The organism is Nonomuraea solani, assembly GCF_900108335.1.
GTDB lineage: Bacteria > Actinomycetota > Actinomycetes > Streptosporangiales > Streptosporangiaceae > Nonomuraea > Nonomuraea solani.
Genome location: NZ_FNVT01000002.1, coordinates 413,040 through 425,598, shown reverse-complemented (window position 1 = coordinate 425,598; position 12,559 = coordinate 413,040). Strand labels below are relative to the sequence as shown.

Here is a 12,559-nt window from a genome sequence, read left to right as displayed (position 1 = left end):
GCTCTGGCCGCGTGGAATACCTGGTCGGGGTCGCCGTGGTGACCGTGCTCGTCGGGGTGCCCGCGATCGTGCTGTGGCGGGTCATGCGCGGCCGCCGTGAGCTGGGCACCAGCCCGGCGGAGCGGGCCACGTTCGAGACCCTGCACACCGCCTCGCTGGCCGGGCCGCCGCTGCGCGCCGGGCTGACCGCAGACGGGGCCGAGCGCGCCTCGCGCCACCTGCGCGCGCTGCTCGGCTCGGCCGCCGTGGCGATCACCGACGGGGAGCGGCTGCTCGTCTACGACGGCGCCGGCGACCACCACGCCGGCCAGTCGTTCGAGCACGCGGCCGCCACCCTGAAGGACGGCCGCACCCAGGTCCTGGACATCGAGTGCGACCTGCTGGAATGCCCGATCAGGCAGGCCGTGGTGGTGCCGCTCACCACCGACGACCGCGTGGTCGGCGCGCTGGCCGCCTACGGGCAGAGCGCCTCCGCCGGCCTCGTCAGGGCCGCTCAAGAGGTGGCCGGCTGGGTGGACTCGCAGCTCGAACTGGCCGAGCTGGACCGCTCGCGCACGCTGCTCATGGAGGCCGAGGTGCGGGCGCTGCGCGCGCAGATCTCGCCGCACTTCATCTACAACTCGCTCACCACGATCGCCTCCTTCGTCCGCACCGACCCCGAGCGGGCCAGAGAGCTGCTGCTGGAGTTCGCCGACTTCACCCGCTACTCCTTCCGCCGGCACGGCGAGTTCACCACGCTGGCCGAGGAGCTGCGCTCGATCGACCGCTATCTGATTCTCGAACGGGCCAGGTTCGGCGACCAGCTCCAGGTCACGCTGCGCATCGCGCCGGAGGTGCTGCCGGTCGCGGTGCCGTTCCTGTGCCTGCAGCCGCTGGTCGAGAACGCCGTACGGCACGGCCTGGAGAGCAAGAACGGCGTCGGCCGCATCACGATCATCGCCGAAGACGCGGGCGCCGAGTGCCGCATCAGCGTCGAGGACGACGGGCTCGGCATGGACCCCGACAGGCTGCGCCGCATCCTCGCAGGTGAGATCACTCCGGCGGGCGGCGTCGGGCTGGCGAACGTGGACGAACGGCTGCGCCAGGTCTACGGCGACGACTTCGGCCTCGTCGTCGAGACGGCCACCGGAGCGGGCACGAAGGTCAACGTCAGATTGCCGAAATATCACCCAGGGGTCTCCGCCCGTTGACCTCGATCTTTGTTGTCGGTTTCATCACTGTCTATGGCACAACTCCGGGTCCTCGCGGTCGACGACGAGCTGCCCGCCCTCGAAGACCTGTCGTACCTGCTGCGCTCCGACCCCCGCATCGGCGAGGTGGCCACGGCCAGGGACGGCGCGGCGGCGCTGCGGCTGCTCGACCGCGCCATCGCCGACGGCCGGCCGATCGACGCGGTGTTCCTCGACATCAGGATGCGCGGGCTCGACGGTGTCGTGCTCGGGCGGCTGCTGTCGCAGTTCGCGAACCCGCCCCGGGTGGTGTTCGTGACCGCGTACGAGGAGCACGCGGTGGACGCGTTCGAGATCAAGGCCGAGGACTACCTGCTCAAGCCCGTACGGCCCGAGCGGCTGGCCGAGGCGATCCGGCGGGTGGCGATCTCGGCCGACGTGCCCGTGGAGGCCGGCGAGAGCGACACCATCCCCGTCGAACTGGGCGGCGTGACCCGGTTCGTCTCCAGCTCCGACGTCATGTACGTCGAGGCGCACGGCGACTACGCGCGGCTGCACACGGCGGCGGGCAGCCACCTCGTCCGCATCCCGCTGGCCACGCTGGAGGAGCGGTGGGCCTCGGCCGGTTTCGTCCGGGTGCACCGCAGCCACCTGGTGGCCGTCAAGCACATCGACGAGCTGCACATCGACTCGGGCAAGTGCATGGTGCGGGTCGGCGACACGGAGATCCCGGTGAGCCGCAGGCACACGCGCGAGCTGCGCGACCTGCTGGTGCGGCGGGCCAGGAAGGGCAGACAGGAATGAGTCCCGAGCCACGCCCCGGGCGACGCCCGGCCCAGCCCCGCACCGACGTCCCGCGCCGGGTCGCGGTCACGAGCCCGCGCACCGCCGCCGCCCGGCGGCCCCGTTACCCCGCCACCCGGGAGATCGACGAGCAGACGGGGCTCGGCGAGGTCTACATGCGCTCGCTGCTGCGCACCCAGTTCCGGCTGGCGCTGTTCGTGTGCACGGTGCTGGCGTGCGTCGTCGGAGGGCTGCCGCTGCTGTTCCTGCTCATGCCCGACCTGCGCGAGATGCACCTGCTGGGCGTGCCGCTCCCATGGGCGGTGCTCGCCGGCCTCATCTACCCCGCCTTCGTCATCGGCGCCTGGCTGTACGTCCGCCAGGCCGAGCGCAACGAACGCCACTTCGCCGAGCTGGTCGAGCGCCGATGAGCCTGACGGCGGTGCTGGTCGTCGTGGTGGCGGCCGTGCTCATCGGGGCGTTCGGGATCCGGTTCTCGCGTACCACCTCCGACTTCTACGTCGCCTCCCGCACGGTCAGCCCGCTGTGGAACGCCTCGGCCATCGGCGGCGAGTACCTGTCGGCGGCCTCGTTCCTGGGCATCGCCGGGCTCATCCTGTCGTTCGGCGTGGACATGCTCTGGCTGCCCGTCGGCTGGACCGGGGGATACCTGGTGCTGCTGGTGCTGGTGTCGGCGCCGCTGCGGCGGTCGGGGGCGTACACGCTGCCGGACTTCGCCGAGGCCCGGCTGGAGTCGATGGTGGTGCGACGGACCGCGAGCGTGCTGGTCGTGCTGATCGGCTGGCTCTACCTGATGCCGCAGTTCCAGAGCGCCGGGCTGGTGCTGCGCACGATCACCGGCGCGCCCGTGTGGGTGGGCGGGCTGCTGGTGGCGGTCGTCGTGGCGGTGAACGTGCTGTCGGGCGGGATGCGGTCGATCACGTTCGTGCAGGCGTTCCAGTACTGGCTCAAGCTGACCGCGCTGGCCGTGCCGCTGGTGTTCCTGCTGATGGCCTGGCAGGCCGACGGGGCGCCGCACGTGAGCGCGCACGACGCGGCCGTGTGGCAGATGCCGCTCGCCGGGGGCAAGGAGTACGGGGTCTACTCGACGTATTCGCTGATCCTGGCCACGTTCCTGGGCACCATGGGGCTGCCGCACGTCCTTGTGCGCTTCTACACCAACCCGGACGGGCAGGCCGCGCGGCGTACGACGCTGGTGGTGCTGTCTCTGCTGGGGGCGTTCTACCTGCTGCCCGCGATCTACGGCTGGCTCGGCCGGCTCTACGCCCCCGACCTCGTCCGCACCGACACGGTCGTGCTCACGCTGCCCTCGCGGATGATCGAGGGCACGCTGGGCGACCTGCTGACGGCGCTGGTAACGGCCGGGGCGTTCGCGGCGTTCCTGTCCACCTCGTCCGGGCTGACCGTGTCCGTGGCCGGGGTGATCGCCCAGGACCTGCTCAAGGGCGGCGTGCGCTCGTTCAGGATCGCGACCCTGATGGCCGTGGCGGTGCCGCTGGTCCTGGCGCTGTGGGCGCGGGCGCTGCCGGTGGCCGACGTGGTGGGGCTGGCCTTCGCGGTGGCGGCCTCGTCGTTCTGCCCGCTGCTCGTGCTGGGCATCTGGTGGCGGCGGCTGTCCACGACGGGGGCGCTGGCGGGGTTGTTCGTGGGAGGCGGGCTGGCGTGCGCGGCGGTGCTCGTCACGATCACCGGCGGGCCGCACGAGGGGCTGGCGGGGGCGCTGCTGGCCCAGCCGGCGGCGTGGACGGTGCCGATCGCGTTCACGGTGATGGTGGCGGTGTCCTTCCTGACCCCGCACCGCGTGCCGCCGGGGGTGGCCAGGACCATGGTCCGGCTGCACACCCCGGAGGACCTGGACCTCGATCGCGGCGACTGGCGGCCCCGCTCGTCCTGAGTCAGGGCGGTGGCACCTCGCCGGATCCCCTGGCCACCAGCTCCACCGGCACCTTGATGCGGCGGGGCGCCGGTGAGGGGTTGAGGAGGAGGTCGACGGCGCTGCGGGCCAGCCGGGACACGTCGTAGCGGACCACCGTCACCCCGGGGCTGAAGACGTCGGCCAGGGCGAAGTCGTCGAAGCTGACGTAGGCGGGCCGCTCGGGGCGCTCCCGCAGCGCCTGGAGGATCCCGATCGCCGCCCGGTTGTTGGTCGCGAAGAAGGCCGTGGGCGGCGACGGCAGGTCGAGCAGCCTGGTGACCTCCCGCGAGACCCGTCCCGGCTCGAACACCCCGCGCACCACCAGCTCCTCGTCGGCCGGCACCCCGGCCGCGGCCAGCGCTGTACGGTAGCCGGTCGCGCGGTCGTGCACCGAGCTCAGCCCGTGGTCGTCGGAGATCAGGGCGATCCGGCGGTGGCCGCGGGCCAGCAGGTGCTCGGTCGCCGTGCGCCCGCCCCACACGTCGTCCAGCAGCACCACGTCCGCCGCCGCCAGGCCCAGGGGCACCCGGTCCACGAAGACCGTGGTGAGGCCGGGGTGCTCGGCCAGCCAGCCGTGGTCGGCCGCCGACGGGACGACGATGAGGGAGTCGACGCCGCGCGCGTACATGGACTCGATGAGCATGCGCTCCTTGTCGGCGCTCTCCTCGTACGAGCCGAACACCACCAGCGCCTCGTGCTCGGCCGAGGCCGCCTCCACCGCGGCCGCCAGACGCGAGTAGAACTCGTTGGAGATGTTCTCCATCACCAGGCCCAGGGTCAGCATCGTCGCGCCCCTGGCCAGCCGCGCCGCGGCCTCGTTGCGCCGGTAACCGAGCGCGCTGATCGCCGCGTGCACGCGCTGCTGCAGGGTGGCCCGGACGTGCGGCTCCTGGTTGACGACCCGGGACACGGTCTTGAGGCTGACCCCCGCCTGCCGAGCCACGTCGGCCATGGTCGGCTTGCGGGTATTCATGGCCTCACTCCGTGAGACGGCTCGGTCGCCGGATGGCGCCGTCTTCCCCCGCTCCGCTCCCGCCGCTCCTCCAGACGACGGCACTCCCTCGCTGTCATATTGTGCCCCCATGGATGATGAATGGATCTGTGGCCGGCTGGGTGAGGACGAGCCTTGGATGCTGGGCGCGGTCAACCCGCCGGTGTTCGAGAACTCGCTGTTCACGTTCGCGACGGCGGAGGAACTGGGCGAGGCCATCAGGAATGAGGACGAGCGCTACGTCTACTGGCGGGGGACCAACCCGACGGTCGATCTCGCCCAGCGTAAGCTGGCGGCGCTCGAGCGGGGAGAGCGCGCCAAATGTTTCGGGTCGGGAATGGGGGCCATCTCGGCGACCATCTCCTCGATCGTGTCGGCGGGCGACCACGTGCTGGTGCTGGGCGCGGTCTATGGGCCGACCACCCAGTTCCTGCGCTACCTGGAGAAATTCGGGGTCACGCATACGCATGTCGATGACCTCGCGGGATGTGACAGCGCTATCAGGGACAGCACCCGCCTACTCTACTTCGAGTCGCCCTCCTACATGGCCTACGCGGTGGTCGACATCGCCGAGGTGACCGGGTGGGCGCGGGAGCGCGGGCTGGTGACCGTGATGGACAACACCTGGTCGACGCCGCTGTTCCAGAAGCCGCTCACGATGGGCGTGGACCTGGTGGTGCACTCGTTGTCGAAGTACATCGGCGGGCACAGCGACCTGGTGGGCGGCGTGGTGATCGGGCCGAGCCGGCTGGTGCGGCCGCTGGCGCTGAAGGAGTATCAGCTCTACGGGGCGGCCATGTCGCCGCACGACGCGGCCAAGGTGATCAAGGGGTTGCGCACGCTGCCCGTGCGGATGGCGGCGCACCAGGAGCGGGGGCTGGCGGTGGCGGCCTTCCTGCAGGACCATCCGGCCGTGCGGGCGGTGAACCATCCGGGGCTGCCGTCGCATCCGGGGCATGCGATCGCGGTGCGGCAGATGGCCGGGTTCTCCAGCCTGTTCAGCCTGGTGCTGGACACGGAGTCGCGGGAGGAGGTCGGAGCTTTCCTCGATAAGTTGCGACATTTCAGGATTGGGGTGTCCTGGGGTGGATTTGAGAGCTTGGTGAACGCGCCCGCGCTGTCCACCGAGGAGAGCGTGCGCGCGACCATGGGCATCCCGGTGGGCCTCGTACGGCTCTCGGTGGGCCTGGAGCCGGCTGACGTGCTGATCAAGGATCTCGGTCTAGCGCTGGAGGGGGTCGGTCGCCTAGCGTGACTGACAGCGCTGTCTGAACCGGCGCTGTCCGATTCATCGGGAGGCTCCCCCATGACCAAGCCCCTCCTGGCGGTCGCAGCCGCCGCAACGCTGGTGCTCGCCGGATGCGGCTCCGGCTCGTCGTCCTCGGGAGAGGTACGGCTCCGCATGATCGAGAGTCTGACCAGCCCCGAGCGTACGAAGCTCATCAAGACCCTGCTGGCCGACTTCGAGAAGGCGAACCCCGGCGTCACCGTCGAGCTGATCTCCCCGCCCCTCGACAGCGCCGACCAGAAGATCACCCAGATCCTGCAGACGAAGAAGGACCTGGACGTGCTGGAAGTGCGCGACCACACGGCCAAGTCCTTCTCCAACAACGGCTGGCTGGCCGAACTGCCCACCGACCAGTGGCCCGGCTGGGCCGACCTGACCGAGCTGGCCCAGAAGAAGGCCGTCGAGGTCGGGGGCAAGGCCTATCTGATCCCGTACGGGTTCTACCAGCGCACGCTGTTCTACCGTACGGACTTCGGCATGACCCAGCCCCCCACCACCTGGCAGGAGCTGTACGAGGCCGGCAAGAAGATGACCTCGGGCGACCGGTTCGGCTACTCGTTCCGGGGCGGCAAGGGCGGCGCCGACTACGCGGTGCAGATGATCAGCGCGTACAACGGCGAAGCCCTGAATCCCGAAAAATCCTTCTATCTGAAGGACAAGCGCACCATCTTCTCCACCCCGGAGGCCGCCCAGGCCCTCGACCTCTTCGTCAAGATCTTCAAGGAGGCGTCGCCGCCCGACTCCGTCTCCTGGGGCTACCCGGAGATGGTCCAGGGCTTCACCTCGGGCGTCACCGGCATGCTCATCCAGGACCCCGAAGTGATCAAGACGGTCGAGGAGAGCGGCGTCACGGCCTGGTCCACCGCGCCCATCCCCAAGGGCCCCTCCGGGTACGCCTACCAGCCCGTCGGCTACGCCGGCTGGGGCGCGACCTCCTTCGGCAAGCACCAGAAAGAGGCGCTCAAGCTGGTGCAGTTCCTGTCGGAGTCCAAGCAGAGCATCGCCTTCGCCAAGGGCAACTCGCTCATCCCGATCTCCAAGCAGGCCCAGAGCGACCCGCAGTTCTCGCAGGGGGCGTGGAAGGCGTACCTGCAGGCGCAGCAGGACCCGAAGCAGGTCATCACGATCCGGCCGGTGGACTATCCGGGCTGGAGCCAGTTCCTGGTCGACTCCGACCGTGACGTCCAGGCCCTGATCACCGGCAAGAAGACCACGGCCGAGGTGCTCAAGTCGTGGGACGCCTTCTGGGCCGACCAGGCCGGGAAGGTCTCGTGAAGCCTGCCTTCACGGTTCGCAGGGCCAGGTTCATCGCGCTGTGCCTGCTGCCCGGCGTGGTGTTCGTGGTCCTGTTCACGTACTACCCGGTGATCCGCGGCGCGGCGATGGCCTTCCAGCGCTACAACCTGTTCGACCTGACCTCGACGCCGTTCGTCGGCCTGGAGAACTTCCGGGCGGTCCTGGCCGAGGACCGGTTCTGGACGGCGCTGCGGAACACCGGCACGTGGGTCGGGGTGTCGCTGTTCTTCCAGTTCTTCCTCGGCTTCGGGCTGGCGCTGCTGCTGCGCCGGCACTTCCGGGGCCGGGGGCTCTACCAGGCGTGGGTGTTCTTCCCGTGGGCCATGTCGGGGTTCCTGATCGGGCTGCTGTGGCGGTGGATGTTCAACGGGCAGTTCGGCGTGATCAACGACCTGCTGCTCAAGACGGGCCTCATCGACCAGCGCATCGGCTTCCTGGCCACCCCCGGCTGGGCGATGACCTCGGTGATCGTGGCGAACATCTGGTACGGCGTCACGTTCTTCGCCATCATGATCATGGCCGCGCTGCAGTCGGTCCCCAAGGAGCTCTACGAGGCCGCCTCCGTGGACGGAGCCTCCCGGCTGCGCCAGTTCTGGCACGTGACGCTCCCGCACATCCGGCCCACCCTGGCCCTGATCGTGCTGCTGCGGATCATCTGGATCCTCAACTTCCCCGACCTGATCTACTCGATGACCGGCGGCGGCCCGGCCGGCAGCACCGACATCATCACGACCTTCCTCATCCAGCAGGTCATCGGCGGCGACTACGGCCGGGCGGGCGCGGTCGGCCTGCTCGTCCTCGGCCTGCTGCTCGCCTTCAGCGTCTTCTACCTGAACGCCACGAGATTCGAGAAGGCCCGATGAGACGACTCGCCGTCGCCGCCAAGGTCGTCGTGCTGGCCGCCTGGCTGCTGATCACCCTGTTCCCGCTCTACTGGATCCTCGTCACCTCGCTCAAGCCCAAGTCCGAGATCTTCTCGGTGCCGCTGCGCTACTGGCCGGCGAACCTGACGTTCGAGCACTACGCGGAGCTGTTCTCGTTCGCCGACTTCGGCGCGTACCTGCTCAACTCGCTCTTCGTCTCCCTCGCCGCCGCCGCGGCGGTGACCGCGATCGGCGTGCTGGGCGGCTACACGCTCGCCCGCTTCGCCTTCCCCGGGCGCGGGGCGGTGATGCTGGCGTTCCTGGTCACCCAGATGCTTCCGCTGTTCATCGCGCTCGGGCCGCTCTACCTGCTGATGTCCGACCTCGACCTGCTCAACCGGCTGGCCGGGCTGATGCTGGTGTACGTGGCGATGCTGGTGCCGTTCGCGACCATCATCATGCGCGGCTTCTACGAGCGGGTGCCGGTCGCGCTGGAGGAGGCCGCCCAGGTGGACGGGGCCTCGCGGCTGGTGGCGATGGTGCGGGTGGTGATCCCGGTCATGCTGCCGGGGATCGCGGCGACGTTCATCTTCGCGTTCGTGCAGTGCTGGAACGAGTTGTTCCTGGCGATCACGTTCATCGACAGCGAGGACGCCAAGACCATCCCGGTGGCCATGAACTCCTTCATCACCCAGTACGACATCGACTGGGGCTCCATGGCGGCCGCCACGGTGATCTCCGTGCTGCCCACCCTCGTCCTGTTCGCCGCCATCCGCCGCTACATCGTCGAAGGGCTCACCGCGGGAGCCGTCAAGGGCTGACGCATCCGATGAATTTCGGTTGACACGCCTTGACCGAGGTAATTTTCTGTGTCATACAGACAAAAGATCCGACGTATCGTCTCTGATCTGGAGTCCCGATGACACCCCCCATCGAAGACCCGAGCCGTCGTGCCGTCCTGGGCGGCTTAGCCCTGGCCCCGATCGCCCCCGCACTCGCCGCCCGCGCGCCCGCCTGGCGCATCGAGGACGGCGTGAACTGGCCCGAGTTCATGAAAAATCAGGACCTGATCTGGGGCAGGATGCCCAAGTCCTGGTACGAGGGCCCGTTCCTGGGCGACGGGCTCCTGGGCAGTATGATCTACCAGGAGCCGGGCCAGAACAAAGTCCGCTTCACCGTCCAGCACGGCCGCGTCCAGGACCACCGGCCCCAGTTCGGCAGCGGCTGGGGCACCTGCCGCCTGCCCGTCGGCCACCTCACCCTCGACCCGGCCGGCACGATCACCGCGGTCGACTGGCGGCTCGGCCTGTGGGACGCCGAGGTCACCGGCACGATCACGACCGACAAGGGCAGGCTGTCGTTCTCCGCGTTCATCCACGACGAGCTGCTGGTCATCAGGGCCGAGGCGAGCGGCGGCGAGCAGGTGCGCTGGGTCTTCCACCCCGAGCCGGCCGTCAGCCCCCGTTCGGCCACCGAGGCGCCGCCGACCGGCTACGTCCCCCACCCGGCGTGGACCACCGCGACGACCGGCGGGATCGAGCAGGTGCTCCAGCCGCTGACCGGCGGCGGGCAGACCGCGACCGCCTACCGCGTCGACGACGGTGTGCTGACGCTCACCGTCGCCCACAGCTTCCCCTCCGCCACGGAGGCGGCCACCACGGCGCTGGAGCGTGTGCGGAAAGCCCTGCCGTACGCCCGGCTGCGCGCCGGCCACCTCGCCTGGTGGCACGACTTCTACCTCAAGAGCTTCGTCTCCCTGCCCGACGAGCGGCTGCAGAGCTTCTACTGGATCCAGCTCTACAAGGTCGCCTCCGCCAGCCGCGCGGGCGGCCCGGTCATGGCCACCACCGGCCCGTGGCTGGAGCCCACCCCGTGGCCGGCGGTGTGGTGGAACCTCAACGCGCAGCTCGAATACTGGCTCATCCACGGCTCCAACCACCTGGAGCTCGACTCGCTCACCAGCACGCTCGACCAGAACCGCGACCAGCTCGTCGCCAACGTGCCCGCCGCCTACCGCGCCGACTCGGCCGGGGTGGGCCGCAGCTCGGACATGTTCTGCACGCGGAGCGTCGGCACGCCCGGCTCCGGAGCCGAGGTGGGCGACCTGACGTGGGCGCTGCACAACGCCTGGCTGTCCTACCGGCACACCATGGACGACCGGCTGCTGCGCGACACGGTGTTCCCGCTGCTGCGCCGGGCGATCAACTATTACCTGCACTTCCTGGCGCCCGGCGCGGACGGCAGGCTGCATCTGCCCAGCACGTTGTCACCCGAATATCCGGTCACCCCGCCGCGCGACACTAACTACGACCTGGCGCTGATCAGGTGGGGTTGTCAGACGCTGCTGGAGTCGGCCGCGCGGCTCGGCGTCGACGACCCGCTCGCGCCGAAGTGGCGGCAGGTGCTGGACACCCTCACCGACTACCCGGCCGACGCGAACGGCTTCATGATCGGCGCCGACACCCCGTACGCCCAGTCTCACCGCCACTACTCCCACCTCCTCATGATCTACCCGCTCTACCTCGTCACCTGGGACCAGCCGGGCAACAGGCCGCTCATCGAGCGGTCCGTCGCCCACTGGCAGTCGCTGACCAGCGCGCACCGGGGCTACAGCCACACCGGCGCCGCTTCCCTCTACGCGATGATGGGCAAGGGCGACACCGCGCTGTCCTACCTCGACAGCTTCTTCGACCCGGCCGCCCGCTATCCGGTCCGGGCCAACACCCACTACGCCGAGGGCGGGCCCGTCATCGAGACGCCGCTGTCGGGCTCCCAGTCGATCCACGACATGCTCTGCCAGAGCTGGGGCGGGATCGTCCGGGTCTTTCCCGCCGTGCCGGCCGCCTGGCGTGATCTCGTGATCCACGACTTCAGGACGCAAGGGGCGTTCCTGGTCTCGGCGGTGCGGCGCGACGGGCGTACGAGCTTCGTCAGGGTGCGGAGCCTGGCGGGCGCGCCGCTGCGGCTGCGGCACGGCCTCGCCGGCACGGTCACGGCCGTCCTCGACGATGGAAAGCCGGCGCAGGTGAAGGACCTCGGTGGGGGAGTCGTGGAGATCACGCTGGCTCGTGGCCGGGAGGTGCTGCTGCACACCGGCGCGCGGCCCGGCCTGGTCATCACCCCGGCGAAGATCGGCAAGCCGGGGGCGCGCTGGGGGCTGCCGCCGGTGCCGCCGCCCGGCCGGACCACGCCGGTGGACCTGTCGGCGCACTTCGACAACGACGGCGTCTCCGCGCACGAGGCCATGACCGACGGGAACGTGGACGGCTCCGGCTACACCTATCCGGCCGAGGAGCTGCCGCCGGCCGGGCCGCTGGCCCACGAGGGGCTGAGCTTCGTCTTCCCCGCCTATGGCGGTGGCGCCCTCAACAACGTCACCGGCCAGGGGCAGCGGATCGACGTGCCGGCCGGCACGTACGCCAAGGTCCGGCTGCTCGGGGCGGGCACCTCGGGCGGTGTCAGCGCCGCGCTGACCGCGACGTACACCGACGGCTCCACCGCCCAGATCCCGTTCGTCCTGCCCGACTGGGGCGGCCAGCCCGGCGCGGGGACCACGGAGGTGCTGCGCTGCACCCACCGGCACGGCCAGAGCGGCGCCCACACCCTCCGCGTCGGCCTCTTCGAGACCCAGGCCGCGCTCGATCCCGCGAAACAACTGCGCTCTCTCACCCTGCCCCAGCTGTCCCGCCCGCAACTTCACTTATTCGCGCTTTCGCTGGAGTCCGTAAGGGGGTGAAAGGGATAGCCGACCGCTCGTCGCGCTATACAGACCTTTCACCGCAGACCATTCCCAACTAATCGCCGGACGGCAGCGGCTCGCCGAACAACCCCGTTACGGGCCTCCACGAGGGGTATGTTGCGCTCTTACGTTGAGCGTGATCCGCATCACAGTGGAGGTCTCGTGACGACCAGAGAACATGACGCGTCGGTCTATGAACAGGTACAGGAGAGCAGTGAATTCCAGGAATTGAAGCGGCGCTTCCGCCGCTGGACGTTCCCCATGACGGTGGCGTTCCTCGTGTGGTACCTGCTGTACGTGGTGCTGTCCGGGTGGGCGCGCGACTTCATGGCGATCAAGCTGCTCGGCGAGATCAACGTCGGGCTGATCTTCGGTCTGTTGCAGTTCGTGTCCACGTTCCTCATCGCCTGGGCCTACGCCAGGCACGCCGAGAAGAAGCTGGACCCGATCGCGGACAAGCTCCGCCACGAGGTTGAGGAGAAGACCCAGTGAGC

The 12,559-nt window shown here is 69.7% G+C and carries 11 protein-coding genes; 10 read left to right on the top strand and 1 reads right to left on the bottom strand.

The annotated features are described in order from the left end of the window. Positions 1 to 11 precede the first annotated feature (11 nt). From C4V41_RS07605 to C4V41_RS07590, 4 genes are read left to right on the top strand one after another with little or no spacing between them, the layout of a single operon-like run. Positions 12 to 1,190, top strand: coding sequence for a sensor histidine kinase (locus C4V41_RS07605; protein ID WP_103955047.1), 1,179 nt, complete (start codon positions 12 to 14; stop codon positions 1,188 to 1,190). Positions 1,191 to 1,223: 33 nt separating this feature from the next. Further along, positions 1,224 to 1,973 carry a LytR/AlgR family response regulator transcription factor gene (locus C4V41_RS07600; RefSeq protein WP_103955046.1) on the top strand — a complete coding sequence of 250 codons (750 nt, stop codon included), beginning with the start codon at positions 1,224 to 1,226 and terminating at the stop codon, positions 1,971 to 1,973. Next, positions 1,970 to 2,383, top strand: coding sequence for a hypothetical protein (locus tag C4V41_RS07595; RefSeq protein ID WP_103955045.1), 414 nt, complete (start codon positions 1,970 to 1,972; stop codon positions 2,381 to 2,383). The genes C4V41_RS07600 and C4V41_RS07595 overlap by 4 nt, the downstream gene beginning before the upstream one ends. Then, positions 2,380 to 3,867, top strand: coding sequence for a sodium/solute symporter (locus C4V41_RS07590; protein WP_103955044.1), 1,488 nt, complete (start codon positions 2,380 to 2,382; stop codon positions 3,865 to 3,867). Before C4V41_RS07595 ends, C4V41_RS07590 begins: the two co-directional genes overlap by 4 nt. Before the next feature lies 1 nt (position 3,868). On the opposite strand, the gene C4V41_RS07585 is transcribed toward C4V41_RS07590, so the two are convergent. Further along, positions 3,869 to 4,861: a LacI family DNA-binding transcriptional regulator gene (locus C4V41_RS07585; protein ID WP_160150212.1), complete on the bottom strand. Its 993-nt coding sequence runs from the start codon at positions 4,859 to 4,861 to the stop codon at positions 3,869 to 3,871. Positions 4,862 to 4,970: 109 nt separating this feature from the next. Between C4V41_RS07585 and C4V41_RS07580 the strand changes: the two genes are divergently transcribed. The 6 genes from C4V41_RS07580 (at position 4,971) to C4V41_RS07555 (ending at position 12,557) form a co-directional block, all read left to right on the top strand. Next, positions 4,971 to 6,134 (top strand): trans-sulfuration enzyme family protein, encoded by a 1,164-nt coding sequence (locus tag C4V41_RS07580; protein WP_103955681.1) that lies wholly within the window; start codon positions 4,971 to 4,973, stop codon positions 6,132 to 6,134. 51 nt (positions 6,135 to 6,185) lie between these two features. After that, positions 6,186 to 7,442, top strand: a complete 1,257-nt coding sequence (locus C4V41_RS07575; protein ID WP_103955042.1) for an ABC transporter substrate-binding protein — start codon at positions 6,186 to 6,188, stop codon at positions 7,440 to 7,442. Then, entirely contained in the window at positions 7,439 to 8,326 is an 888-nt protein-coding gene (locus tag C4V41_RS07570; protein ID WP_200823820.1) for a carbohydrate ABC transporter permease, read from the top strand. Before C4V41_RS07575 ends, C4V41_RS07570 begins: the two co-directional genes overlap by 4 nt. Beyond that, positions 8,323 to 9,147, top strand: a complete 825-nt coding sequence (locus C4V41_RS07565; protein ID WP_103955040.1) for a carbohydrate ABC transporter permease — start codon at positions 8,323 to 8,325, stop codon at positions 9,145 to 9,147. The genes C4V41_RS07570 and C4V41_RS07565 overlap by 4 nt, the downstream gene beginning before the upstream one ends. Before the next feature lie 98 nt (positions 9,148 to 9,245). Then, entirely contained in the window at positions 9,246 to 12,062 is a 2,817-nt protein-coding gene (locus C4V41_RS07560; RefSeq protein WP_200823819.1) for a glycosyl hydrolase family 95 catalytic domain-containing protein, read from the top strand. 165 nt (positions 12,063 to 12,227) lie between these two features. Next, entirely contained in the window at positions 12,228 to 12,557 is a 330-nt protein-coding gene (locus C4V41_RS07555) for a DUF485 domain-containing protein (protein WP_103955039.1), read from the top strand. The last annotated feature ends 2 nt before the right edge of the window (positions 12,558 to 12,559 follow it).